Source organism: Mycobacterium sp. (assembly GCF_050700595.1).
In the GTDB taxonomy this organism is placed as follows: domain Bacteria; phylum Actinomycetota; class Actinomycetes; order Mycobacteriales; family Mycobacteriaceae; genus Mycobacterium.
On record NZ_JBOHHI010000215.1, the window covers coordinates 1 to 23,237 of the forward strand.

The following is a 23,237-nucleotide window of genomic DNA, read 5'->3' on the forward strand; positions in this document are numbered from 1 at the left end:
TCGGGTGGCCATCGACCGTGCCGGGCCCAGCGCGACCGGCAGCGTCGACCAGCCGCGCAACACCCGGGTGTCACGCCGACTGCCCACACCGGCCGACCGCACCTCGGGGAAGCGGTCGAAGAACGCCCGCAGCCCCACCTCGCCTTCGGCGCGGGCCAGGGCCGCGCCCAGGCAGAAGTGCCGCCCACCGGAGAACGCGAGATGCCGGTTGGCGTTGGCGCGTTCGATATCGAAGCGGTGCGGGTCGGCGAACACGGCGGGGTCGCGGTTGGCCGCGGCCAGATAGACCACCACAATCTCACCTCGCCTGATCGACGTGCCCGCCAGCTCGATGTCGTTACCCGCCACCCGCGCGGTGAGCTGAACCGGCGACTCCAGGCGCAGCATCTCTTCGACGGCACCGGCCCACAGTTCCGGGCGCTGCTGCAGTATGCGCAGCTGCTCGGGCGCATCGAGCAGCATCCGGATTCCGTTGCCCAACAGGTTGACCGTGGTCTCGAAACCGGCGGCCAGCACCAGACCGGCGACCGCCTGAAGTTCGGTCGCGTCCAATTGCTCTTCGGGAGCACCGTTTTCGGCGGCGACGATTAACTGGCTCATCAAATCGTCGCCGGGTGTTAGGCGCAACTGCCGGAGATGCTCAGCCAGCCAGAAGTTGAATCCCGCGACCCCGCGCTGCACACGGCGGTACTGCCGCCACGACACGCCGATGTCCAAGGCCGGTGCGGCCAGCTCGCCGAATTCCAGAACTTGGCTGCGGTCGCGGTCGGGCACCCCCAAGATGTCGCTGATGACGCCCACCGGAAGCTGTGAGCAGTACCGGTCGACGACGTCGACAACGCCCGGCTGGCCGGCAAGCTGATCCAGCAATGCCGTCGCGGTCTGTTCGACGCGGTCCCGCAAAGCGGCAACCGCCCTCGGCGTGAACACCCCCGACACCGTCTTGCGGTAACGGGTGTGGTCCGGTGGTTCGACGGACAGCAACGACGGCGGTCGCAACGGATGGAGCAGCCCGTCGCGGGACCGGTGCTCCAGCCACCGAATCGGCGCCGGCAAGTTCGATCCGGGTGATATCACCCGGAAGTCGTCCGAGCGCAGCACCTCCTGCGCGATCGCGTGGTCCACGGCGAGATAACCGACGCGGCTGCGCACCAGCGGTCCATGGGGCCGCAGTTCCTCGTAGAAGGACACCGGGTCTGCTTTTACCGCCGGATCGGCGATCAATCGGCTCTGCGGGTCGCCGCGGCGGACACCGATGGTGGCCATGCCCCGGATGAAGCCGTGCATCGCGAACCAGTGCAATCGCTCTCTCACGACCAGGGCCTCCCTCGCCGGTGTGCGCGTCGTCCACTCCGTTGACTGTGTGGGTTATGAACACGATTTCGCGATTTTCGCGGACACAACCCACACACTCGACGCAGAACTCAGGTCGCCTCGGCCACGTCCTTGATGCGCTGCAGGGTCTTGGTCATGTCGCGGATGTTGTTGCGTTGACGCAGCCATCCGCCGAATGCCCAGTAGTAGAGGGTAGTCAGTGGTGATGAGGCCAGCCGGAACGACTCGGTGACGTCGGTACCACCTTCGGTGGGTGACAACTGGTAGTGCCAGGTGTTCACCGCTCGATCTCCCATGAGCACTTCGAAGCCGAATTCGCGACCGGGTTCACACGCGGTGACGCGGCAGGTAGTCCAGTACACCGGCCCGATCCCGTTTCGTCTGACGTGGCCGCGAAACCGCGCACCGGCGGCGGGCCCGGTAGCTCCGTCGAGCCACTCCGCGTCGAACGTCTCCGGGGAGAACCGCCCGGTGTTGCGCACATCCGCGATCAGGTTCCAGATCTTTTCCGCGGGTGCTGCCATGTGAACTGTCGCCGACCCTTGCATGCGTTGATCCAAACATGCCCGCGGGCTATTCGCCGCTACTTTCCGGCACGTCGTGGCGGACTACGCGTACCTTGCCCTGGGCCAGGCAGGCGGCATACCCGTGATACTTGCCGTACAGCTCCCAGGCGGTGACGTGGTCGTCGTGCGGCACGTCGATCCGGTATCCGCCGGAGAACTCCAGGTGCAAGTCGCCGCTGTCGTCCCACCCGACATCGGTACAGGTTGCCCCGGAGAAATCGAACAACGGCCGCTCCTGGACGGCCGGGTCGTTCGGGTCGATGGAAACCACCTCGCTGGGTGCGGTGGTGGTGGCCGGCAGGGTCAGGCGCATCGGCGCGGAAATAACGAGTTCGTTGTAGTCCTCGAGGTCCAATACCAGACCGTCACGGAACATGATCCGCTGCACCGCGCAGCCCTGAATCCAGTGCTCGATCAATTTCTGGTCTGCCATGTATTTACTCTGGCCGCAATAAGCCATTTACACAAGTGTCAAATAGCTGTCACGCAATGTCCTGGCGGGAGTTAACCTGGTGCGTGTCCAATGGGCTCCGCTCGGCGAGCGCTCGCACGCTGCTGGCCACAGCGCTGACGCTTTCGCTGACGCTCGGTGGAGCATTTCTGGCAGTTAATCGACTCCATTCGTCGCCGGCCGATACTGTTGAGCACCCCGCCCGTCCGGCCTCCGATGATCAGACGAAAGCCGAAGTCGTCGAGCCGGCGAAACGCATGGTCGCTGCCGCTCGGTTACAAAAGCCGACCGCAGGCTATCTGCTGATGTCCTGCAAGGACCGCGACGGCCCTCCCTACCAGGGCGCGGTCTATCTGAACTTCACCGTGCCCGCCGACATCCGCGCCGACACCTACTTCCAGGGAATCGCGGCGGCGATGGTTGCTCGCGGCTGGAACGAGGGCGCACCGCCCAACCAGCACGTGTTCGCCAAGATCCTATCCAAGGACGGCGTCACCGCGGTCGTCTACCGCGACAACGATTACGCCGACCTGGGAATCGCGCGCCTCTACGGTCAATGCCGGGACATCACCGACCATCGCAACGACGCAACGGCCTGGGTCGATATCACCGACCAGATCCGGTGATGCTTCCGCGTCAGGCCCCGCCGCCGGCGCCCAAGCTGCTCTGCAGGTCGGGTTTCATCGCCTGCAGCTGGGCACCCCAGTACTCCCAGCTGTGCGTGCCGTAGTCGGGGAAGTTGAACACCGCGTTGTGGCCACCCGCGGCGGTGTAGGCCTCCTGGAACTTCTTGTTTTGGCCGATCATGAAGTTGCCCTCGAGGAACGTGGCGGGAAGGTTGGCACCGCCCAATTCGTTCGGGGTGCCGTTGCCGCAGTACACCCAGAGCCGGGTGTTGTTGGCGACCAGCTGACCGACGTTGACCGTGGGGTCGTTGCGCTGCCATGCCGGGTCATTGTCCGGCCCCCACATGTCTTCTTTCTTGTAACCGCCGGAATCGTTCATCGCCATACCGATCCAGCCCTGTCCTTGGGAGGGCTGGAGATAGCCAGACAGCGAGCCGGCGTAGATGAACCGCTCAGGATGGTAGATCGCAAAGTCCATTGCCGACACGCCGGCCATCGATATGCCGACCGCCGCGGCGCCGTTGGGCTTGACGCCCTGTTGGGCTGACAGGTACTGCGGGAGCTCGCTGGTCATGAACGTCTCCCACTTGTAGGTCGAGCAGCCGGCCTTGCCGCAGGCCGGGCTGTACCAGTCGGTGTAGAAGCTGGACATTCCGCCCACCGGCATCACCACCGACAGCCCCGACTGGTAGTACCACTCGAACGCCGGGGTGTTGATGTCCCAGCCGTTGTAGTCGTCCTGGGCACGCAGACCGTCGAGCAGATAGAGCGCCGGGGAGTTGGCCCCACCGCTTTGGAATTGGACCTTGATGTTGCGGCCCATTCCCGCTGACGGCACTTGCAGGTACTCGACCGGCAGACCGGGCCGGGAGAACGCCCCCGCCGTCGCCGAACCACCCACGAGCCCGACCAAGCCCGGCAGTGCCGCGGCGGCAACGGCAGCTGTCGTCAGCCGCCGAACCCAGCCGCGCACCTTTTCGCTCACGTCTGTCATACCTGTGCCCCTTGTCGTATGCCGTGCACCCTCGGCAGAACTTACCTTGACGCAGTCTATATGTCGATCAGAGCGCAAAGGTGTCTCGATTTTATATCGGCCGCCGCCACCTGCCCGGCGACTGTGATACAAGGCCGACGGCGTCCGCCGTGGCTACTCTTGTCGGCTTTGCCGGCAAGAGCCGGAGCCGACGTTGTCACCTACCCGGTCAGCCGATGGCGTGCCGGCGGCGTAGGCTCTCCCGGGGTAAGCCGACGAAGATCACGCTGTCCCGGGCCGATCCGGCGTTCGCGAACCACCGCACCACTGGTAGCACCGTCATGGTGCGCGCGGTGGCGGCATTGGGGGTCGGGGCACGATTGAGGTGCGAATTTGGATACGGTACTGGGGCTGTCACTGACGTCGACCGCCGCCGGATGGGTGCTCGTCGAAGGTCGTGATGCCGACGGCGCCATCGTGGACCACGACGACCTCGCGGTTCGCACCGGCGGTGGAACCCGCGCGGTCAAGACCGCGGAGCGAGTGACGGCGGCCGTGCTGCGCGCCCGGGCGCTGGCGACCCGGCATGATCAGCGCGTCCATGTGATCGGTCTGACGTGGAGCGATGACGTAGCTGCAGAGGCCGCACTGCTCCTGGAGTCGTTGACCGACGCGGGGTTCGACAACGTGGTGCCGATTCAGGTGCTCCAGGCCACCGAGATGTTCGCGCAGGGTGTCGCGCCCGTGGTCGGCTACGACGAGACCACGGTGTGCGTGCTCGACGGCGAGTCGGCAACCGTAGTCATGGTCGATGGCGCCGATGATCAGACACAAACCGCGGTCAAGCACCTGAAGGGCGGCCCCGAACGGCTGATTCGTTGGCTCACAACGATGTTCGACCGGAGTGCCTGGCAACCAAGCGGTGTGGTTGTCGTGGGCTCGGATCATGATCTCGGCGCGCTCTCGTGCCAGCTGGAAAAGGCCCTGCCGGTGCCGGTGTTCACCCAAAGCGGTGCCCAGATGGCGCTGGCCCGCGGAGCGGCGCTGGCGTCGGCTCAGAGCATGCAATTCACCGATGCCGAGCTGGTCGAATCGATCGACCGCATCACCGCTGACCCGGTGCCGTCACGTTCGCGGTCCTACGCCGGGGCGCTGACCATGCTGGCTGTCGGAGCGGTCGCCTTCGTGGCGTCGCTGTCACTGGCCGTGGGCCCGTGGCTATTTCCGCACCGGCCAACGGAACCGGTCGAACAGGTGGTGCACAGGTCGGCCTCCCCACCGGTGGTCGCAACGCCCGCTGCACCGCCGGCCGCAGTAGCGGCACCGACCGCGCAGGCCGCACCGGAACCCGCGCCGGCCGAACAGCCGGTGGTGGCCGCGCCGCCGATCGAGCAGCAAAGCGGTGTCACGGCAGCGCCGCCGGCTGACCTGCCGGCTGCCGAACCCGCACCGCCACCGCCCCCGGTCGCACCGCCACCGCCGGAGCCGGAGCCGAACCCACATCCGCTTCTAACCAAGCTGCTGCAACGCTTGCACGGCCAGGACAGCGAACCCGCGCCCGAAGAGCCGCCACCGGCTCCGCCCCCCGACCCGGGCGGGCCGGCGCCGTAGAGCAAACGACAGAAAGCCAGTTGATGACTCCTCCGCAGCCACCCACGAACCGGCCCGAAGACGACCCCGATGATGGCAACGCGCAGCAGGGGGTGGGCAGTACCGATCCGGCCACCGACCCGACGCGGGTTGTGCCGCCGAATCAGCAGCAAAGTGACCACGGCCAGTATGGTTTCGGCGGGCAGCCTCCCGCGCCCGGTTACGGTTGGCAGGCGCCCACTGGATACGGATATCAGGCCACCGCGGGCCACTGGCCGCAGCCGGGTGCCGGTTACGGCCAACAGACTTTTCCCGGCTACGGCGGGCCTTCTGCTTACGGACAAGCCGGGTATCGACAGGGCGGTTATAGCCAGCCGCCCGGTTATGCCCAGTTTCCGTACGGCTCCGGCGGCTACCGACAATCCGGCGGCGGTCCGAGTAGCGGGCAGATATCGCTGTGGATCACGCTCGGCGGCGTCATCTTCCTTGGTCTGCTCGGCGCGGTCCTCACCTTTACGTTGTTGATGGACCTCAGCACCGCGGTCAGCCGTGCCTCGAACATATGCGACCAGTACGGCGGCCAAATCTCTGACATTTGCAAGCAATCACTGCGGAATCATGGCGTCAAAGTTCCAATCACCGCGGTGACCTATCTCGTCCTGCTGATCCTCGGCAGCCTGGCAGCGCTCGGCGGTGCTGTGCTGATGTTGTTGAAGAAGCAGTTAGGCCGGTTCCTGATACTCGGCGGCGGGGTAGTGATGGTGCTGTTCGCAATCGTCTGCGCTGCTCAGTACGGTGGCACCGGCCGGGTCACCTACGACCTGATCGCCGGTGTCTTGATCGCTATCGCCGGTGGACTCCTGATCGTGCCACAGATCCGCCTGTTCCTGGGGCTGCCGCCAACATCGGGCCGTCGTCCCGGCCAGTTCGGTGGTGGCGGAGGGTTGCCGTACGGTCAGCAATACCCGGGCTATTACGGGCAGCCCGGGCCTGGCTACCCTCCGCGGCAGTGGTGAGCTGATCACTCGCCTTTGGCGTGCTGCGCGGTGAACGACACGGCCACCTCGTCGGCCACCTTCAACGAGCCCATCAGCAGAGAATATGGCTTGATGCCGAAATCGGATTGGCGAACAGCGGCCTCGGTGGACATTCGCCAGTTGTCGCCGAGATCCGCTGTGCGAAGCTCGATCACCTGCGCTCGTGTTTTGCCGTGAATCTGCAGCATCCCGCTGAAGCGATAACCGTCGGGCCGCTTCTCGATACTGTCGGTATCGAAGCTGATCCGGGGAAAGCGGTTGACGTCCAACGACTTCAACGCGTTGGACCGCACCAGCGTCTTCTCCGGTCCGGACAAGGCTGTGATACCCCCTTCGCCATGCAGTACCTCGAGTGAAGCCACGTCGACCTTGAGTTCCGCTCGGGCCGGTTCACCCTCGGCCCACTGCACCGTCGCCCGCCAGTGCTTCATCGCGATGGTCAACCGATGGCCCACTTTCGCAGCCCTCCCGGTGACGCGTGTGCGCACAAGCAATTCGCCGTCGGATGCGTTCAGGGTCCACGCGGGGGCCGCCATGCAGGCCAATGCTAATGGGCCACAGGGCATTTCGCCGTGGCACTACTGTGGTAGTCCACCTGCCAGTGCTTGATGCCGTTGAGCCAACCCGACCGCAGCCGCTCGGGCTTACCCTCAGATGTCAGATCTGGTATGTGGTCGGCGATTGCGTTGAAAATCAGGTCGATCGTCATCCGGGCCAGGTTGGCGCCCATGCAGTAATGCGCTCCCGTACCGCCAAAACCCACATGCGGGTTGGGGTCCCGCAAGATGTTGAACGTGTACGGATCATCGAACACGTCCTCGTCGAAGTTGGCGGAGCGGTAGAACATCACTACCCGCTGCCCTTCCTTGATCTGCACGCCGGACAGTTCGTAGTCCTCCAGCGCCGTGCGCTGAAACGACGTGACCGGGGTGGCCCACCGCACAATCTCGTCGGCGGCGGTCGCGGGACGCTCCCTGCGGAACAGCTCCCACTGATCGGGGTAGTCGGTGAACGCCATCATCCCCTGGGTGATGGAGTTTCGCGTCGTCTCGTTGCCGGCGACGGCCAGCAGGATGACGAAGAACCCGAACTCGTCCTCGGAGAGCTTGTGGCCCTCGACGTCGGCCTGGATCAGCGTGGTGACGAGATCCTGCCCGGGGTTCTTCGCCTTTTCGGCGGCCATCTGCATGCCGTACATGATCAGTTCGACGGACGCGGTGATGGCATCGTTGGTCGCGAACTCGGGGTCCTGGTCGCCGACCATCTGATTTGACCAGTGGAACAGTTTCTTGCGGTCTTCCTGCGGCACGCCCATCAGCCCGGCGATCGCTTGCAGCGGCAACTCGCAGGACACCTGCTCGACGAAGTCGCCGGCGCCCTCGGCGGCGGCGGCCTCGACGATGCGGCGTGCGCGCTCGTTGAGATCCTCACGTAAGCGCTCGACCGCCCGCGGAGTGAAGGCCCGCGAGATGATCTTGCGCAACCGGGTGTGCTGCGGCGCGTCCATGTTGAGCAGGACGAACTTGCCTCGGTCGATCTGCTCGGCGACCGTGCCGTCCTTGTACCGCGGCAACGCCGTCTTTTTCAGACTGGAGAAGACGTCGCTGCGTAGTGAGATCTCCTTGACATCCTTGTGTTTGGTGACCACCCAGAAGCCGCCATCGTCAAATCCCCCCTTCCCGATCGGCTGCTCGTTCCACCAGATCGGCGCGACACGACGCATCTCGGCCAGTTCCTCGATCGGCAACCGCTCGGCGTAGATGTCGGGGTCGGTGAAATCGAACCCGGGAGGCAGATTCGGAGCGGGCTTGCGAACAGAGGACACCGTGCACTCCTTGAATACGACCTGAATATGACGCGTTCTAGTCAGTAAAGCATCGAGACCGCGCAGAGGGAATGTGTTCTGGGTGGATTGCCACCATCGAATTGAAACGTGTTCTTCTAGTCGGCTGCGGTCTGCCGGTGATACGGCCCTGGCTGCACTCGTTATGCTGTGCTCCAGGCAGGGACCTGACGCCAAGGGGGCGCTGCTATCGGCCTGACACCGCCATCACGGGTTAGCGGCCGCCCCGTTGCAGCACCGAAAGGAGACCGGAGATGAGCTTCAATCCCAAAGATGCGCTTGGTGCCGTCAAGGACATCGCGACGCACACCGTAGAGAAGGCTTCCGACATCGTCGAGAACGCCGGCGACATCATCCGGGGCGATATCGCCGGCGGCACCGGTGAAATCGTTCAGAATTCCCTCGACATCGCCAACCACGCCGTCGACCGGATCAAAGAGGTCTTCACCGGCCAGGACGTCGAGGACGAGTAGTCCCCCCGGCAACGTGGCGGCGGTAGTAGCGCCTGCCATGCAGGCGCTGGTAATGCCAGACCGCGCTCGGCAGCGCGCCGCGGCGATGTAGCCAAAACCGTTCCGGCGCTTCGGCTATCGGCACACAGCGGCCGATATCGATGTCGGCGACGACGACTCCCTCGCCCTCGTCGGCGCCACGAGCGGCCAGCACGGTGCTGTCGGCGGCCACGATCATGGTGGCACCCTCGAATCGGCCGCGGTACTCGACCGGCAGCCACGGCATTCGGCAGCGCAGCGTCCCGGCATGCGCTGCGTGCAGCACCGGTGCGCCGACGTAGCCGGCGAACGATTCCGCGGCCTGCCATGCAGTAGCTGCGTTGCGGGTCTCCAGCCGGCGGAAGACCGCCGCCGGCTGCCAGCGGGGAATCGACCACCAGCCCGACCCCGTCATCGCCAGGTCGATACGGCCGCGTAGCCGGTGCACCGTCCGGGTGCGCATCAGCTCCCAGCAGACCGCAACCCCAACCGTCAGGTCACCGGCCGCGATCACGCCGTCGTCGTGGCCGCCGATATAAAACGCGTTCTCCCACATGGTGGGCAGGTCTTTGTCGTGTCGGCCCGCGACTCCCTCCGGGGTGACGAGCAGGTACGCGTTGCGCACGTGCCCGTCGGCGTCGCGGACCAACAGCGACCCGCCGATCATCGCCCCGTGCCGCCGGGCCAGGCCCAACATCAGCTCGGTGGCCTTGCCGTCCGGTGGCAGGGCGGCGTCGGCGAGTTCGGGCAGAAACCCGATGCCGGTGGTGAAGAACTCCGGCAGCGCGATCACCGTCGCGCCGGCGGCGGCGGCCGCCTCGACGAGCCGTTCGGTGGCGGCCAGGTTGGCGTCGACGTCGGCGGGAATGGCGTCGAGCTGGATGGCGGCAGCGCGCATGATTACCGACGCTGGCCGTCAGACGCTGGCCGCGGCGTTGAGTTCGTCGAGCCGGTTGGTCGCCTCCAGGTACTCCTGCACCCAGCGTTCGATGACCGTCGACGTCTTCTCCACCTTGGTGAATTGCCCGACCACCTGCCCGACCGGATTGAACGCAACATCGACGGTCTCGTTCGGGTACTTCTGCGTCGCGGCGACTGCCATGCCGGAGACCATGTACTGCAACGGCATGCCGAGCGGCTTCGGGTTGTCGGGCTGCTCCCAGGCTTCGGTCCAGTCGTTGCGCAGCATCCGGGCCGGCTTGCCGGTGAACGAGCGGCTGCGCACGGTGTCGCGGCTGGTCGCCTTGGCATAGGCCGCCTGCTGGACCGGCGTGTTGGATGCCTCCTCGACCATCAGCCACTGCGAACCGGTCCAGGCGCCCTGCGTGCCCATCGCCAGCGCCGCGGCGATCTGCTGGCCGCTGCCGATGCCCCCGGCGGCCAGCACCGGTCGGGGCGCGACTTCCCTGACGACCTGTGGCCACAACACGATCGAGCCGACCTCACCGCAGTGGCCGCCGCCCTCACCGCCCTGGGCGATGATGATGTCGACGTCGGCATCGGCGTGCTTGCGGGCCTGTGCCGGCGAGCCGCACAAGGCGGCCACCAAGCGGTCGGAGTCGTGGATGTGCTTGATCATGTCGGCCGGCGGGGTGCCGAGCGCGTTGGCGATCAGCGTCATCTTCGAGTGCCGCAGCGCAACCTCGACCTGGGGGGTGGCGGTTGCCTCGGTCCAGCCGAGCAACCGCAAGGCGTCCTCGTCGCTGTGGTCCACCGGGACACCGTGGTCGGCGAGGATCTTGCGGGCGAAGTCCAGGTGCTGCTGCGGCACCATCGCCTGCAAAGACTTGGTCAGCTCGTCGGCGGACATGTGCGAATCCATGCCCTCGTACTTGTTGGGGATCACGATGTCGACGCCGTAGGGGTGGTCGCCGATGTTCTCGTCGATCCAGTTGAGCTCGATTTCCAGCTGCTCCGGTGTGAAGCCGACCGCGCCGAGCACCCCGAAGCCGCCGGCCTTGCTGACCGCGACGACGACATCGCGACAGTGGGTGAAGGCGAAGATCGGGAACTCGATGCCGAGCTCGTCGCAGATGGGAGTGTGCATGCCTGCTCCTTAAATTGAAACGTGTTCTAGTTTAGTACGGAACCGCATGAAGGAGCCAGCCATGCCCATTCGCGTCGCTCACCTCGGCACCGGAAACGTCGGCCGCCTGGCGCTGACCCAACTCGTCACCGATCCGCGGTTCGACCTGACCGCCGTCTGGGTGTCGACGGAGGCCAAGGTCGGCAAGGACGCGGGGGAGTTGGCCGGGCTGGGCGTCGTCACCGGCATCACCGCCACCAATGACCTGGACGCGGTGCTGGCCACCGGGCCCGAGTGCGCGGTGTACTGCGCGATGGGCGACAACCGTCCCGCCGAGGCGATCGGCGACTGCCTACGTCTGCTGGCCGCCGGCGTCAACGTCGTCGGCTCCGCGCCGGGGATCCTGCAGTTCCCCTGGCAGCTGATGCCCGATAAGTACATCGCCAGGATTGAAGATGCTGCGCGACAGGGTAATTCGAGCCTGTTTATCACCGGGGTGGATCCCGGGTTCGCCAACGACCTGATCCCGTTGGCGTTGGCAGGCACCTGTCAGCGGGTCGAGCAGGTGCGCTGCATGGAGATCGCCGATTACGCCACCTACGACGGCAGCATCGTGATGTTCGACGTGATGGGTTTCGGCAAGCCGCTCGACGAGCTGCCGCTCCTGCTGCAACCCGGCGTGCTGGGCATCGCGTGGGGTACGGCGATCCGGCAACTGGCCGCCGGGCTGGGCATCGAGGTCGACGACATCACCGAAAGCTACGAACGCGAACCGGCGCCGGAGGCCTTCGACATCGCGGCCGGCCGCGTCCCGAAGGGCAGCGTCGCCGCGATGCGGTTCGAGATCTGCGGCATGGTCGGAGGCCGGCCCGCCGTCGTCATCGAACACATCACCCGATTGCGCGACGACCTGCGGCCCGACTGGCCGCGGCCCGCGCAGCCGGGCGGCTCCTATCGCGTCGAAATCACCGGTGAGCCGTCCTACGCGGTCGACATCTGCCCGGCCAGCCGCAAGGGCGACCACAACCACGCGGCGATCGTGGCGGCGGCGGGACGCATCGTCAACGCCATCCCCGCTGTGCTGGCGGCCGACCCCGGAATCCGCACGACGCTGGACCTGCCGCTGATCGCCGGGACCTATACGACACTGAGGTAGCCTGACCCGTCATGGGACGCGTGGACGGAAAAGTTGCACTGATCAGCGGCGGCGCCCGGGGCATGGGAGCTTCGCACGCCCGGCTGCTTGTCCAGGAGGGCGCCAAGGTGGTGATCGGCGACATCCTCGACCAGGAGGGCAAGGCACTCGCCGACGAGCTCGGCGACGCCGCGCGCTACGTGCACCTCGACGTCACCGACCTCGAGCAGTGGGAGGCGGCGGCCGCCGCGGCGGTCGGGGATTTCGGCAAGCTCAACGTTCTGGTCAACAACGCCGGCATCGTGGCGCTCGGCCAAATCCACAAGTTCGACATGGCCAAGTGGCAGAAGGTCATCGACGTCAACCTGACCGGCACATTCTTGGGCATGCGGGTGGCGGTCGAGCCGATGATCGCCGCGGGCGGCGGTTCGATCATCAACGTCTCGTCGATCGAGGGCCTGCGCGGCGCCCAGATGGTGCATCCGTATGTCGCCTCCAAGTGGGCGGTGCGCGGATTGTCCAAGTCGGCCGCATTGGAGTTGGCGCCACACCAGATCCGGGTCAACTCGATTCATCCGGGCTTCATCCGCACGCCGATGACCAAGCACTTTCCCGACAACGTGCTCACGATTCCGCTCGGCCGCCCCGCCGAGTCGAGTGAGGTGTCGACGTTCGTGCTTTTCCTGGCCAGCGACGAGTCGTCGTACGCCACCGGTAGCGAATTCGTCATCGACGGCGGCCTGATCCTCGACGTCCCACACAAGTTCTAACGCTCGCGGACCGCGGTGACGTATTCAGAACGCATGATGGCATCGATTTGCACGTCCACATCGGGCGGCGTTCGACCGTAGCCGGCTTGTAGCTCCAGCGTGTTGCGGACTGGATCGACCGTCCACCCGTGCTCGGTCAGCCACTGCGCAGGCCTGGCCTTGGTCTCGTCGTCGTAGGTCAACGCGGAGAAGTCGACGTCACCGGACACGTTGAGCCCGGGGTACGTCGTCTCGAGAGCGGACAGTTGCGTTCGGTCGTGACGTGAGCCCAGAGCACCGATCGCGAGTCGGCTGCCCGGCGCCGAGAGCTGATCGATGCGGGCGAACAGCGTGTCCTGCGCGTCGCCGGTCAGGTATGGCAGTACCCCCTCCACCGACCAGGCGGTGGGCATCTGCGGGTCGAATCCGGCCGCGCGCAACGGTATCGACCAGTCGTTGCGGAGGTCGGCTGCGACGTCTGTCCGCCGGGCGGTGGGCTGGGCAGCCTGCTCGGCGAGCACCCGGGCTTTGAACTCCAGAACTCTTGGCTGATCCACCTCGAACACCGTGGTTCCGCTCGGCCAGTTGAGCCGGTAGGCCCGGGAGTCCAGGCCCGCGGCAACAATTACTGCTTGCCGGATATCGTCGCCGGTGGCGGAGGAGAAGAACTCGTCGAAGAACCGGGTCTGCACGCCGTACAACCGCGGGAACGCCGCCGCGCCCTCGGACGTCCCCGGATCGGCCAGTAGGCCGGTCAAATACGGATCCGCCGATGCCGTGATGAAATGCTTCGCGTACTCGTCGCGCACCAGCGGCTGCGGACCAGCGGCGTGCAGCGCGCGCCAGCCCGCCACCAGCAGCGCGGTGTAGCCCACGCTGCTGACGATGTCCCAGTCATCGTCGTCGGAGCGCATTAATCGCCTTCGAACAGATACGAGCCGGTCGTGATCAGGCGGTCGTCGGCCCCTTCGTCGTAGACGACGGCACGTACGGCCACCATGCCCGGCGCACCGGCCATCGGTTCGGTGTCGATCCGAAATGGCCCCACCTTGCCGCGCGCCACGAACATCACGTGCGACGACACACCCTGCAGCCGATCGGTACCGGCCACATCGGCCCCCTGCGCCAGCGCCGCCGTCTCCAACATCACGAACTGGGGTCCGATGTGCAGCGCAGCGTCCGGCGAAGCCACCTCCGCCGCCAGCTCCGGCAGCGCCCAGTGCCCGTCGGCGCGACGACGACCGCCGAACACCTGCCACAGCGGCGGCAGGCCGGGGGAGTCGATCACCTCGATCGGCTCGACCGCCATCCGGCCCAGCCCGTCGGGCGGCGTGCCGATACTGATGCCCTGGCCTTCGGTGAGCGCGAGCACCCGGCCCGGCTGCTCTGCGTCGACGATGTGCGAGCGGCTGAAGCCCAGCTGGCGGCCGCGTTTCAGCACTTCGGTCCGCACCTCGAAACGACGCACATCGCGTCCCGGATCGACGACCTGACAGGAGTGAATGACCGGGTTCGGCACCGCCTCCAAATCGGACATGCCACCGCCCTCGGGCGAGGCGATCCCGAGCACGGCGAGCAGAATCCCGCCGGTCGCATTGCGCATGTCGTGCCGCAGAGTGACGGTGTCGTCGACGGGACCGAGGTCCATCGACGCGTAGCTGCGGCCGAGGTAGCGGTAGCTCAACAGACCGCCCCAGCGCCGGCGAAGCTCGGCGGCGTAGGCCTCCGGTTCGTCGGCAAGCTCACGAATATCTCGCAGCATGTGACCCTCACTTCCGTTACGGGCAACCTACCGTTGACACCGCGCCGCTCACAGTTCAAGCAGGACCGTCACGGGGCCGTCGTTGACCAATTCGACCTGCATGTGCGCACCGAAGGCGCCGGTTTCCACCCGGGCGCCCAGGCGTTGCAGTGCCCGGACAAAGGCCGTCATCAACGGCTCGGCGACCGCTCCCGGCGCGGCGGCGTTCCACGACGGTCTCCGGCCCTTGGCGGTATCGGCGTACAACGTGAACTGACTGACTGCGAGAATCGGCGCGTTGACGTCGGCAGCGGATTGTTCGTCGTCGAGAATCCTTAGCTGCCAGAGTTTTTCGGCGAGTCGCTGCGCCTTGGCCTCATCGTCGTCATGGGTGATGCCGACGAATACGACCAGCCCTTGACTCTCGGGTCGAATCGCGCCCACCACCTGTTTGTCCACCCACACCGCGGCCGAAGAGACCCGTTGCACCAGAACCCGCATGGCCCGATGTTGCCATGCGTAAGCTCGTGTTGTGTCGGTGCTCATCGCGTTCTCAGTCGCCCCGCTGGGGGTCGGCGAGGGCGTCGGTGAGGCCGTCGCCGAAGCGGTACGGGTGGTCCGTGAATCGGGCTTGCCGAACCAGACTGATGCGATGTTCACCACGATCGAAGGCGACGACTGGGGCGAGGTGATGTCGGTCGTGCAGCGCGCCGTCGAGGCGGTGGCGGCCCGCGCGGACCGGGTCAGCGTGGTGATCAAGGCGGACTGGCGACGCGGCGCCACCGACGCGATGACGCACAAGGTCGAATCGGTAGAGCGCTACCTATCCTGAGCGGCGGCCCGGAACGCTTGCTCGGCCTCGCTGCCGCGCACGGCGAACACCACCCGCTGCAGCGAAGCCGGCCGATGTTCTCGGACTGCGCCGACCATCAGCCGAGCCGCCTCGTCGAGTGGGAATCCGCCGACGCCGGTGCCGAATGCCACCAGAGCCAGCGAGCGGCAGCCCAGATCGTCGGCCTTGCGCAGTGTCGAAACGGTGGCGCGCACGATGATCTCCGCTGAGGTCGGCCCGCCGAGTTCCATCGTCGCCGCATGGATCACATAGCGTGCCGGCATGGCACCGGCGGTAGTCTCGACCGCCTCACCGAGGCCGATCGGCGCCTTGTTGTTCGACTCTTTTTGCACGTCCGGCCCGCCGGCACGCGAAATGGCCGCGGCCACCCCGCCGCCGTGCCGCAGCTGGGTATTCGCCGCATTGGTGATCGCGTCGACCTGGAGCTTGGTCACGTCAGCCTGAAGCACTTCCAACTCGATCATTGGCACACCTTAGTGTCGTACCGGTGAGTGCACGTGCGGGCATTGTCGTCACCGGGACCGAGGTGTTGACCGGGCGGGTTGCCGACCGCAACGGCCCCTGGATCGCCGAGCGGTTGCTTGAGCTGGGTGTCGAGCTGGCGCACATCACGATCTGCGGGGACCGGCCCCGCGACATCGAGGCGCAGCTGCGGTTCCTGACCGACCAGGGCGTGGACCTGATCGTGACCAGCGGTGGGCTGGGGCCGACGGCCGACGACATGACCGTGGCGATGGTGGCCCGGTTCTGCGGGCGTGAGCTGGTATTGGACGCCCAGCTGGAGGGCAAGATCGCCGCGATCTTGAAATCGCTGATGGCGCGTGTCGGCGGCGGGGACTTCGACGCCGTTCGCGCGGCCAACCGCAAACAGGCGATGGTTCCGGCCGGAGCGCTGGTGCTCGACCCGGTGGGCACCGCACCGGGGGTGGTGGTGCCGGGCAGACCGACCGTTGTGGTGCTGCCCGGACCACCGCGTGAGCTGCAGCCGATGTGGCGGACCGCGGTCGCTACACCCGCTGTTCAGGAGGCCATCGCCGGTCGCACCGTCTACCGCCAGGACACCGTGCGGATGTTCGGGTTGCCGGAATCCGGATTGGCCGAAACCCTGCGTGACGCCGAGGAGCGCCTCCCTGGTTTCGGGTCACTGGAGATCACCACCTGTCTGCGGCGCGGCGAGGTCGAAATGGTCACCCGCTACGAACCCGAGGCCGCCGACGTGTATCGGCGGCTGGTCGAGTTGCTACGCGAAAAGCATGGGCAACACCTGTTTTCCGAAGACGGCTCGAGAGTGGACGATCAAGTGGCGCGGCTGCTGACCGGTCGCCGGATCGCGACGGCGGAATCCTGCACTGCCGGGTTGTTGGCGGCCCGGCTGACCGAGCGCCCGGGTTCGTCCGACTATGTCGCCGGCGGGGTAGTCGCCTACGCCAACGCGGCGAAGTCGGAGTTGCTCGGCGTGGACGCGGCGTTGATCGACGCGCACGGCGCGGTGTCCGAGCCGGTGGCCGAGGCGATGGCCGCCGGCGCGCTGCGCCGCTTCGGGGCGGACACTGCCATCGCCATCACGGGAATCGCCGGTCCCGGTGGGGGAACCGAGGACAAGCCGGTGGGCACGGTCTGCTTCACCGTGGCGCTGACCGACGGCCGATCGCTGACCCGGACCGTTCAGTTGCCCGGCAATCGCACCGACATCCGGGAGCGCTCGACGACGGTGGCGCTGCACCTGCTGCGGCGGGCACTGAGCGACGGTCCTTGAGCCGCGAAAGTGCAACTGGCGACGGGCCTACTCGAGAAATGCGTCGACAGCCGCACTTTCGCGGCGCATCTGCCGGCACCCATCGCCCCTACCGCCCGATCGTCGCTTCGTCACGTACGAGCGCGCACAGCTGCCAACGACCGGGTACGCCCTTGAGTTCATGCTCGCCGCGGTCGACGAACCTGCGCCGCGAGCCGGCAACGATGTCGCGCACCGTCGACGACACCAGCACCTCGCTCGGCCCGGCCAGCGCTGCGACACGGGCACAGATGTGCACGGCCAAGCCCGCGACATCGGCACCGCGCACCTCGACCTCGCCCGCATGAATTCCCACCCGCACCTCGATGCCAAGTACCCGGACGGCGTCGACAATGGCGTCCGCGCACGCGATCGCAGCGCTGGGACTGGTGAACGTTGCGACGAATCCGTCGCCGGCCGTGTTGACTTCGCGGCCGCCGAATCGCTCGAGTTCGTGGCGGACGATGGTGTCGTGGTTGTCGAGCAGGTCACGCCATCGGTCGTCACCAAGCTCGGCGGCGCGTTCGGTCGAGCCAACGATGTCGGTGAATACCAGTGTGGTGAGCACGCGTTCGGCATCGAAACCGCCGCGCACGCCGGTGATGAATTCCTCGATCTCGTCGAGCATCGGTCCGGTGTCACCAACCCAGTACAACGAATCCGCGCCGGCCAGTTCCACATAGCGTGATCCCGCGATGTGCTCGGCGAGGTAGCGACCGTGCCCAACCGGGATGAATTCCACGTCAGCACGATGCAAGATCAGCGTCGGCGCGGCGACGCGTGGAAGTGTGTCGCGGACGTCGGAATCGATCACCACCTTGGTCGCAGCCCGCGCCATGCTCGGCGACGCGGCACGGTTGCCGGCGAGATCCCACCACGCGCGGAACGCCTCGTCGCGGGCAACGCTCGGGGCGACGATGCCCAACATGTCGAAACCCCGCTCGACCGCATCCGGTTCTATCCCGACGGTCATGAACGGGCTGGCGCTGCGCGGATCGGCCCCGACCGGATAATCGGGCGCCTGAACCACCCGCGCCGCCCCGTTGACGATCACCATGCTGCGGACCCGCTCCGGGTAATCGGCGGCGAGAATGAGTCCGGCCATCGCGTTGAAACTCGGTGCGAAGATCGACACCTGCTCGCATCCGACCGCGTCCAGGACCGCGATCGCATCCTGGGCCCAGAGCCGAGGACCGAGCCCGTCCAGCGAGGCGATGCGCGACGACAGACCCATCCCGCGGAAATCGAACCGGATCACCCGGCTGAACGAGGCCAGCCGCCGGTGGAAGCGGTACATCGACGGCTCGGCGTCGATGGTATCGATCGGGATGGACGGCCCCGGCAACACGAGCAGGTCGGTCGGGCCATCGCCGAAGACCTGGTAGGCGATGTCGATGTCGCCGCAGCCGGCGTAGCGAGTCCGCGGAACCTGCGCCACGGCCACAGGCTAGTTCACGTCGCCGACAGACCGGACACTTTGCCCGGTACCGAAGTGGATCCCGGTGGCGTCCTTGCCGATCGCCGTCAGCAGCGCGACAACGATCAGTACCGGCGTGATCGTTGCGGCCAACGCGAAGGGATAGCCGTGGGAATCCGCCAGGCGTTCCTGCAACGGCAGGTTGAAAGCCGCCAGCAGATTACCCAGCTGGTAGGTCACGCCCGGGTAGCAGCCACGGATCGCGTCCGGCGACATCTCCGTCAGATGCGCCGGGATCACACCCCACGCGCCCTGCACGATGACCTGCATCAGAAACGCGCCCAGGCACAACATCGCCGCGGTGCGCGAGTAAGCAAACAGCGGCACGATCGGCAGTCCCAGCACCGCACAGAACACCACCGTGTAGCGGCGGCCGAACCGCTGGGAGGCCGTTCCGAAGACCAGCCCGCCGACGATGGCGCCGACGTTGTAAAGCACCACGATCGATTTGGCGCGCGCAGCAGATAGCCCGGCACCGCCGTTCGCACCGGCCGACAGAAATGTCGGGTAGACGTCCTGGGTGCCATGGCTCATCCAGTTGAACGCGGTCATCAGCAGCACCAGATAGAGGAACCGGCGGATGATTTTGGCGTCGAACAGCAGATCACGAATCCTGGTGCGGGTCAGGCGCATTCGGCCCCGGGTGGCTTCCCATACCTCGGATTCCCGCACCCGGTACCGGATGATCAGGCTGATCACGGCCGGGATGATGGACAGGCCGAACAGCCAGCGCCACGACAGCCCCAGCCAGTTCATCACCAACAGCGACGCCAGGGTGGCCAACAGATATCCGAATGCGTAGCCCTCCTGCAGCAGGCCGGAGAAGAACCCGCGACGCTGCGGCGGAACCTTTTCCATCGCGAGCGCGGCACCCAGGCCCCATTCCCCGCCCATGCCAATGCCGTACAGCAGCCGCAGGATGACCAACACCGTGAAATTGGGCGCAAACGCGCACAGGAAACCGACCAGGGAATAGAACGCCACGTCCACCATCAGCGGCAGCCGCCGGCCCGCCCGGTCGGCCCACAGCCCGAACAGCAGCGCGCCCACCGGGCGCATCATCAGGGTGGCCGTGGTGAGAAACGCAACTTCGGTCTTGGTGTGGTGAAAGGTTTTTGCGATATCGGCGTAGACCAGCACCACCAGGAAGTAATCGAAGGCGTCCATTGTCCAGCCCAGCAGCGCCGCAGCGAACGAAGCCCGTTGGTCGCTGGTGAGCCGGTGTGGTTTTACATCGGGAATCACTTCTGCTCGGCGCGGTCCCAGACGTCGATAGTGGTGCGCAGGATCTCCTCGGCGCGACCCAGCCCGGCCAGATGGCTTTCGCCGGGCAGGTGATACAACTCCGCGTCGGGCAGGTGCGCGACGACGTGTTGACCATGGGCGAACGGAACGATGTGGTCGCGGTCGCCGTGCCACCAGCGCACCGGAACTTTGACCTGTTCGAGCCGGAACCCCCAGTCGCGGGCGAAGACGACGACGTCGGCGAACGGGGCGGCGAGCTGCTTGCGGCTGCCGTTGAGCAGATCGTCGAGGAACATCGCCTTGAACTCGGGCCGCACCAGCAGTGCCCGATCCGCTTCGGGTGATATGTGGGCGTAGATGTACAGCGCGGGCTCGGCGACCGGACGCAAAAGGCGGATGAAAGCGACCGCCGTCAACCTGATCGGAAGCCCAACATGCTCGAGCAGCGGCGCCACGACTGAACCCAGTGCCATGATTCCGCCACCGATCGCATCCGTGCCGTGCGTGGGCGCGACGCCGCCCAGCACCCCAACCGTCACGACCCGATCGGGCAATGCCGCCGCGCAGCCGAGGGTGTACGGGCCGCCGCCGGACAGCCCGACGACGGCCATCTTGTCGATGCCCAGCGTGTCGGCCATGGTGCGCAGGTCATCGGCGAAGGCGACGACGGTGTCGTACTGGTAGGGCGTCGAGGAACCGATCCCCGGTCGGTCGACGCCGATCAGCCGGATGCCGTTGTCTTCGGCGTAGACGCGGGCCTCGGTCGGGATCTGCCGGCGTGCGCCCGGGGTCCCGTGCAGCCAGAAAATGGCGCGTCCCTGCGGGTCGCCGAACTCAGCGAAACCCAGCTGCCGATCGTCGCCGACGGCGACGTTGCCTTCCAGCTTGGGACGCGCAATCGCGATAACCATGACGGAAGTGTTCCACGTGTAGGGTCAGCACGGTCCGGTTAGGACGCGTTTCGAGTGGAGCCACACATGCGGATCATCGACGCCGACGGCCACGTCGCTGAGGGTGCCTCACTCGCTGCCGAAGCGATGCAGCGCTGGCCGCAACACATTGCCGCGCGTCCGCGTGCCGACGGACAGCCGAGGTTGATGATCGAGGGCCGCGACTACCCCGAGGACCGCGGACCGGGTGCCGGCTGCCCGCCCCAGCACGGGATCAGCACCGCGTCCGGCATCAACTGTTCGTCCGCCCAAGGTGTGCTCGACGACGCCGATCGCGACCACATCGACACGATGGTGCTCTATCCCAGCCTGGGGCTCTGCGCGCCGACCCTGCAGGATCCCGAGTTCGCAGCCGGATTCGCGCGGCTGTACAACCAATGGGTCGCCGACTACTGCCGCCAGTCACATGGCCGGCTGCGCGGCATCGCTGTGACCCCAATCGAGCACGGCCAGGTGGCCATCGACATCATGAGCGAGGCGAAGGACCTCGGGCTGGTGGCGACCCATATCCCGCCGGCGCTGCGGACCCGCAATCTCGACCACCCCGACCTCGACCCGTTCTACACTGCCGCCGTGGAGCTTGAGATGCCGCTCGGCATTCACGGCGCACCCGGCATGCAGCTTCCGAAGATCGGTGTCGACCGGTTCACGAATTACATCCAGGTGCACTGCATCAGTTTTCCGTTCGACCAGATGACGGCGATGACCGCGATGGTCTCCGGCGGTGTCTTCGATCGGCATCCGAACTTGCGGGTGGCGTTCCTCGAGGCGGGAGTGGGATGGGTCCCGTTCTTCATCGACCGGCTGCACGAGCACTTCGAGAAGCGTGGCGACTGGATTCAGGGCGGCTGGCGGCGTGATCCACAAGAGTATCTGCAAGCCGGCAACATCTGGGCGACCTGTGAGCCGGAGGAGCCGATCCTGCCGGGGGTCATCGATGTGCTCGGCTCGGAATTCATCATGTTCGCCAGCGACTACCCGCACTGGGACGGCGAATGGCCGGAGAGCACAAAGCATTTGCGCACCCGCTCCGATATCGGTGAGGACGTCCGCGCCAAGATCGCCGGGCTGAACGCACAGCGCTTCTACGGGCTCAACTGACCCGGTTCAACGGGTTGCGTTGCGGCGCTTGCGCACCTGCTCAAGTTTTTCGTTGAGCGCCGATTGCGCATCCTCAATGGCGCGCCCGGCTTTGTCCGCGGCGTTGTAGACGGCATCATCGAGTTTGCACAGGTCCGCGAGCGAAACCTCCGGCGATACGAAGATCGAGAAGCGGATGCAGTCGTCGGCCACCGAAATGTCGATCCTCGGCGCTGGATCAAGTTCCCGATGAAATCGGCTGGCCAGTGCCTTTACCCAATATTTCGGCCACAGCGGAATTGGCCTGAGTTCGTAGACAATGATGGCGTGCTCGCCGTCGTAGATGCCGATGGGCGCCTCGGCGCGGCTGAAGTGTGGTCGGTCTGGCGCCGGCAGGTCGTTTTGCTGTTCTCGTCCGTCACCCATCGTGAATCTCCGTCCTCTGGTCTACCACCGCAGCGAGCGGCTGCGCGGCGCGCCGCCGGATTGGTGTCGGGGCTCGGCTCAGGGGCACTACTCGCGCTTGCCTTCCCGGCGCCCGCCTGGTGGTGGCTGGCGTGGATAGGCGTGGTCCCGCTGCTGTTGGTGGTGCGGGGCGCGGCAACGCCGCGCGAGGCTGGCGCCCGAGCCTGGTGCGGCCTGGCGGGATACGTGCTGGCCATCCAGTATTGGCTGCTGGGAAGTGCGGGACCGTTGCTGGTGGTGCTGGCCGCCGGACTGGGCGCGTTGTGGGCCCCGTGGGGCTGGGCGGCTCATCGGCTGCTGGCAGCACGCCCGCTCGCCACCCGCCGGATGCTGGCCGCCGTCGTCGTGTTGCCGAGCGCGTGGGTGCTCGCCGAGGCGGCCCGGGCCTGGCCTCCGCTGGGCGGCCCGTGGGCATTGCTGGGCGCCTCGCAGTGGAACCAGCCCGCCGCCCTGGCCTCCGCCTCACTCGGCGGAGTATGGCTGACGAGTTTCCTGCTGGTCGCCGCCAATACCGCGATCACCGGTGTGATCCTGCATCCCGGCGTGCGCGGTCGGGTGCTGGCACTGTCGGTCGCAGTCGGCTGGGCTGCGGTGGGCCCGGCCTGGTTCGCGCTGGGGCCGACACCACCGGCCGGTTCGACGGTGCGGGTGGCGCTGGTGCAACCCGGCGACATCGACGATGCGACGGCCCGGTACAGCGCCGGGCAAGCGGTGACCGCGACGTTGACCGGGCAACACCTGGAATTGGCGGTCTGGGGCGAGAGCAGCGTGGGAGTCGATCTCGCCAGCCATCCGACCGTCATGACGGAGCTGATGGACCTGTCCAGACG

General features: G+C 66.5%; 25 protein-coding genes and 1 pseudogene. 10 read left to right on the plus strand and 16 right to left on the minus strand.

The window, feature by feature from the left end; genetic code table 11:
* From ACRDTL_RS19640 to ACRDTL_RS19650, 3 genes are all read right to left on the minus strand, one after another.
* The coding region (locus ACRDTL_RS19640; RefSeq protein WP_431508365.1) for a cytochrome P450 at positions 1-1,314 on the minus strand (1,314 nt) is incomplete at its 3' end.
* A 110-nt stretch (positions 1,315-1,424) separates the two neighbouring features.
* The gene (locus ACRDTL_RS19645) at positions 1,425-1,883 is read right to left on the minus strand and encodes an SRPBCC family protein (protein WP_431508366.1); all 459 of its coding nucleotides are present in this window, start codon (positions 1,881-1,883) and stop codon (positions 1,425-1,427) included.
* Between the two features lie 25 nt (positions 1,884-1,908).
* Positions 1,909-2,334: a DUF6188 family protein gene (locus tag ACRDTL_RS19650; protein ID WP_431508367.1), complete on the minus strand. Its 426-nt coding sequence runs from the start codon at positions 2,332-2,334 to the stop codon at positions 1,909-1,911.
* Positions 2,335-2,417: 83 nt separating this feature from the next.
* On the opposite strand from ACRDTL_RS19650, the gene ACRDTL_RS19655 reads away from it, so the two are divergent.
* Positions 2,418-2,978, plus strand: coding sequence for a hypothetical protein (locus ACRDTL_RS19655; RefSeq protein ID WP_431508368.1), 561 nt, complete (start codon positions 2,418-2,420; stop codon positions 2,976-2,978).
* 10 nt (positions 2,979-2,988) lie between these two features.
* On the opposite strand, the gene ACRDTL_RS19660 is transcribed toward ACRDTL_RS19655, so the two are convergent.
* Positions 2,989-3,972, minus strand: a complete 984-nt coding sequence (locus ACRDTL_RS19660; RefSeq protein ID WP_431508369.1) for an esterase family protein — start codon at positions 3,970-3,972, stop codon at positions 2,989-2,991.
* Between the two features lie 372 nt (positions 3,973-4,344).
* Here ACRDTL_RS19660 and ACRDTL_RS19665 point away from each other — a divergent pair, with 372 nt between their 5' ends.
* Together ACRDTL_RS19665 and ACRDTL_RS19670 are read left to right on the plus strand one after the other, a co-directional pair.
* Complete coding sequence (locus ACRDTL_RS19665; protein ID WP_431508370.1) at positions 4,345-5,562, plus strand: DUF7159 family protein; 1,218 nt, start codon at positions 4,345-4,347, stop codon at positions 5,560-5,562.
* A gap of 23 nt (positions 5,563-5,585) precedes the next feature.
* A complete protein-coding gene (locus ACRDTL_RS19670; RefSeq protein ID WP_431508371.1) occupies positions 5,586-6,557 on the plus strand; it encodes a hypothetical protein in 972 nt (323 codons plus the stop codon).
* Between the two features lie 5 nt (positions 6,558-6,562).
* On the opposite strand, the gene ACRDTL_RS19675 is transcribed toward ACRDTL_RS19670, so the two are convergent.
* Together ACRDTL_RS19675 and ACRDTL_RS19680 are read right to left on the minus strand one after the other, a co-directional pair.
* Positions 6,563-7,114: a YceI family protein gene (locus ACRDTL_RS19675; protein WP_431508372.1), complete on the minus strand. Its 552-nt coding sequence runs from the start codon at positions 7,112-7,114 to the stop codon at positions 6,563-6,565.
* Positions 7,115-7,125: 11 nt separating this feature from the next.
* Positions 7,126-8,403, minus strand: coding sequence for a cytochrome P450 (locus ACRDTL_RS19680; protein ID WP_431508373.1), 1,278 nt, complete (start codon positions 8,401-8,403; stop codon positions 7,126-7,128).
* A 272-nt stretch (positions 8,404-8,675) separates the two neighbouring features.
* On the opposite strand from ACRDTL_RS19680, the gene ACRDTL_RS19685 reads away from it, so the two are divergent.
* The gene (locus tag ACRDTL_RS19685) at positions 8,676-8,894 is read left to right on the plus strand and encodes a hypothetical protein (protein WP_431508374.1); all 219 of its coding nucleotides are present in this window, start codon (positions 8,676-8,678) and stop codon (positions 8,892-8,894) included.
* Here the strand turns inward: ACRDTL_RS19685 and ACRDTL_RS19690 are convergent.
* Positions 8,866-9,810 (minus strand): carbon-nitrogen hydrolase family protein, encoded by a 945-nt coding sequence (locus ACRDTL_RS19690; protein WP_431508375.1) that lies wholly within the window; start codon positions 9,808-9,810, stop codon positions 8,866-8,868. The genes ACRDTL_RS19685 and ACRDTL_RS19690 overlap by 29 nt on opposite strands.
* A gap of 18 nt (positions 9,811-9,828) precedes the next feature.
* Positions 9,829-10,959, minus strand: coding sequence for a nitronate monooxygenase (locus ACRDTL_RS19695; protein WP_431508376.1), 1,131 nt, complete (start codon positions 10,957-10,959; stop codon positions 9,829-9,831).
* A 61-nt stretch (positions 10,960-11,020) separates the two neighbouring features.
* Here ACRDTL_RS19695 and ACRDTL_RS19700 point away from each other — a divergent pair, with 61 nt between their 5' ends.
* Together ACRDTL_RS19700 and ACRDTL_RS19705 are read left to right on the plus strand one after the other, a co-directional pair.
* Positions 11,021-12,094, plus strand: a complete 1,074-nt coding sequence (locus ACRDTL_RS19700; RefSeq protein WP_431508377.1) for an NAD(P)H-dependent amine dehydrogenase family protein — start codon at positions 11,021-11,023, stop codon at positions 12,092-12,094.
* A gap of 11 nt (positions 12,095-12,105) precedes the next feature.
* Entirely contained in the window at positions 12,106-12,843 is a 738-nt protein-coding gene (locus ACRDTL_RS19705) for a glucose 1-dehydrogenase (protein WP_431508378.1), read from the plus strand.
* Here the strand turns inward: ACRDTL_RS19705 and ACRDTL_RS19710 are convergent.
* From ACRDTL_RS19710 to dtd, 3 genes are read right to left on the minus strand one after another with little or no spacing between them, the layout of a single operon-like run.
* Entirely contained in the window at positions 12,840-13,736 is an 897-nt protein-coding gene (locus tag ACRDTL_RS19710; RefSeq protein ID WP_431508379.1) for a class I SAM-dependent methyltransferase, read from the minus strand. The two genes, ACRDTL_RS19705 and ACRDTL_RS19710, sit on opposite strands and share 4 nt — an antisense overlap.
* A complete protein-coding gene (locus ACRDTL_RS19715; RefSeq protein ID WP_431508380.1) occupies positions 13,736-14,584 on the minus strand; it encodes a hypothetical protein in 849 nt (282 codons plus the stop codon). The genes ACRDTL_RS19710 and ACRDTL_RS19715 overlap by 1 nt, the downstream gene beginning before the upstream one ends.
* 48 nt (positions 14,585-14,632) lie before the next feature.
* On the minus strand, positions 14,633-15,064 hold the full coding sequence (dtd, locus tag ACRDTL_RS19720) for a D-aminoacyl-tRNA deacylase (RefSeq protein WP_431508381.1): 432 nt from the start codon (positions 15,062-15,064) through the stop codon (positions 14,633-14,635).
* Positions 15,065-15,095: 31 nt separating this feature from the next.
* Between dtd and ACRDTL_RS19725 the strand changes: the two genes are divergently transcribed.
* A complete protein-coding gene (locus ACRDTL_RS19725; protein ID WP_431508382.1) occupies positions 15,096-15,395 on the plus strand; it encodes an MTH1187 family thiamine-binding protein in 300 nt (99 codons plus the stop codon).
* Here the strand turns inward: ACRDTL_RS19725 and ACRDTL_RS19730 are convergent.
* Positions 15,383-15,880 carry a macro domain-containing protein gene (locus ACRDTL_RS19730; RefSeq protein WP_431508383.1) on the minus strand — a complete coding sequence of 166 codons (498 nt, stop codon included), beginning with the start codon at positions 15,878-15,880 and terminating at the stop codon, positions 15,383-15,385. The genes ACRDTL_RS19725 and ACRDTL_RS19730 overlap by 13 nt on opposite strands.
* A gap of 23 nt (positions 15,881-15,903) precedes the next feature.
* Between ACRDTL_RS19730 and ACRDTL_RS19735 the strand changes: the two genes are divergently transcribed.
* The gene (locus ACRDTL_RS19735; protein WP_431508384.1) at positions 15,904-17,172 is read left to right on the plus strand and encodes a competence/damage-inducible protein A; all 1,269 of its coding nucleotides are present in this window, start codon (positions 15,904-15,906) and stop codon (positions 17,170-17,172) included.
* Positions 17,173-17,260: 88 nt separating this feature from the next.
* On the opposite strand, the gene ACRDTL_RS19740 is transcribed toward ACRDTL_RS19735, so the two are convergent.
* The 3 genes from ACRDTL_RS19740 to ACRDTL_RS19750 are packed head-to-tail and all read right to left on the minus strand — an operon-like array spanning position 17,261 to position 20,823.
* A complete protein-coding gene (locus ACRDTL_RS19740) occupies positions 17,261-18,628 on the minus strand; it encodes an adenylate/guanylate cyclase domain-containing protein (protein ID WP_431508385.1) in 1,368 nt (455 codons plus the stop codon).
* A gap of 9 nt (positions 18,629-18,637) precedes the next feature.
* A complete protein-coding gene (locus tag ACRDTL_RS19745; RefSeq protein ID WP_431508389.1) occupies positions 18,638-19,909 on the minus strand; it encodes an MFS transporter in 1,272 nt (423 codons plus the stop codon).
* Complete coding sequence (locus ACRDTL_RS19750) at positions 19,909-20,823, minus strand: alpha/beta fold hydrolase (protein WP_431508386.1); 915 nt, start codon at positions 20,821-20,823, stop codon at positions 19,909-19,911. The genes ACRDTL_RS19745 and ACRDTL_RS19750 overlap by 1 nt, the downstream gene beginning before the upstream one ends.
* A gap of 66 nt (positions 20,824-20,889) precedes the next feature.
* Between ACRDTL_RS19750 and ACRDTL_RS19755 the strand changes: the two genes are divergently transcribed.
* Positions 20,890-21,963 (plus strand): amidohydrolase family protein, encoded by a 1,074-nt coding sequence (locus ACRDTL_RS19755; protein ID WP_431508387.1) that lies wholly within the window; start codon positions 20,890-20,892, stop codon positions 21,961-21,963.
* Between the two features lie 6 nt (positions 21,964-21,969).
* Here ACRDTL_RS19755 and ACRDTL_RS19760 read toward each other — a convergent pair whose 3' ends face one another.
* Entirely contained in the window at positions 21,970-22,368 is a 399-nt protein-coding gene (locus ACRDTL_RS19760; RefSeq protein WP_431508388.1) for a hypothetical protein, read from the minus strand.
* A 60-nt stretch (positions 22,369-22,428) separates the two neighbouring features.
* On the opposite strand from ACRDTL_RS19760, the pseudogene ACRDTL_RS19765 reads away from it, so the two are divergent.
* Positions 22,429-23,237 (plus strand): annotated as a pseudogene (locus tag ACRDTL_RS19765) (apolipoprotein N-acyltransferase); the annotation flags it as partial.

Excerpts from the sequence above, each read along its gene's own strand:
- ACRDTL_RS19645 (WP_431508366.1), bottom strand. The coding sequence starts at position 1,883 with ATGCAAGGGTCGGCGACAGTTCACATGGCAGCACCCGCGGAAAAGATC.
- ACRDTL_RS19650 (WP_431508367.1), bottom strand. The coding sequence starts at position 2,334 with ATGGCAGACCAGAAATTGATCGAGCACTGGATTCAGGGCTGCGCGGTG.
- ACRDTL_RS19660 (WP_431508369.1), bottom strand. The coding sequence starts at position 3,972 with ATGACAGACGTGAGCGAAAAGGTGCGCGGCTGGGTTCGGCGGCTGACG.
- ACRDTL_RS19670 (WP_431508371.1), top strand. The coding sequence starts at position 5,586 with ATGACTCCTCCGCAGCCACCCACGAACCGGCCCGAAGACGACCCCGAT.
- ACRDTL_RS19675 (WP_431508372.1), bottom strand. The coding sequence starts at position 7,114 with ATGGCGGCCCCCGCGTGGACCCTGAACGCATCCGACGGCGAATTGCTT.
- ACRDTL_RS19685 (WP_431508374.1), top strand. The coding sequence starts at position 8,676 with ATGAGCTTCAATCCCAAAGATGCGCTTGGTGCCGTCAAGGACATCGCG.
- ACRDTL_RS19690 (WP_431508375.1), bottom strand. The coding sequence starts at position 9,810 with ATGCGCGCTGCCGCCATCCAGCTCGACGCCATTCCCGCCGACGTCGAC.
- ACRDTL_RS19695 (WP_431508376.1), bottom strand. The coding sequence starts at position 10,959 with ATGCACACTCCCATCTGCGACGAGCTCGGCATCGAGTTCCCGATCTTC.
- ACRDTL_RS19700 (WP_431508377.1), top strand. The coding sequence starts at position 11,021 with ATGCCCATTCGCGTCGCTCACCTCGGCACCGGAAACGTCGGCCGCCTG.
- ACRDTL_RS19705 (WP_431508378.1), top strand. The coding sequence starts at position 12,106 with ATGGGACGCGTGGACGGAAAAGTTGCACTGATCAGCGGCGGCGCCCGG.
- ACRDTL_RS19710 (WP_431508379.1), bottom strand. The coding sequence starts at position 13,736 with ATGCGCTCCGACGACGATGACTGGGACATCGTCAGCAGCGTGGGCTAC.
- ACRDTL_RS19715 (WP_431508380.1), bottom strand. The coding sequence starts at position 14,584 with ATGCTGCGAGATATTCGTGAGCTTGCCGACGAACCGGAGGCCTACGCC.
- dtd (WP_431508381.1), bottom strand. The coding sequence starts at position 15,064 with ATGCGGGTTCTGGTGCAACGGGTCTCTTCGGCCGCGGTGTGGGTGGAC.
- ACRDTL_RS19730 (WP_431508383.1), bottom strand. The coding sequence starts at position 15,880 with ATGATCGAGTTGGAAGTGCTTCAGGCTGACGTGACCAAGCTCCAGGTC.
- ACRDTL_RS19750 (WP_431508386.1), bottom strand. The coding sequence starts at position 20,823 with ATGGTTATCGCGATTGCGCGTCCCAAGCTGGAAGGCAACGTCGCCGTC.
- ACRDTL_RS19755 (WP_431508387.1), top strand. The coding sequence starts at position 20,890 with ATGCGGATCATCGACGCCGACGGCCACGTCGCTGAGGGTGCCTCACTC.
- ACRDTL_RS19760 (WP_431508388.1), bottom strand. The coding sequence starts at position 22,368 with ATGGGTGACGGACGAGAACAGCAAAACGACCTGCCGGCGCCAGACCGA.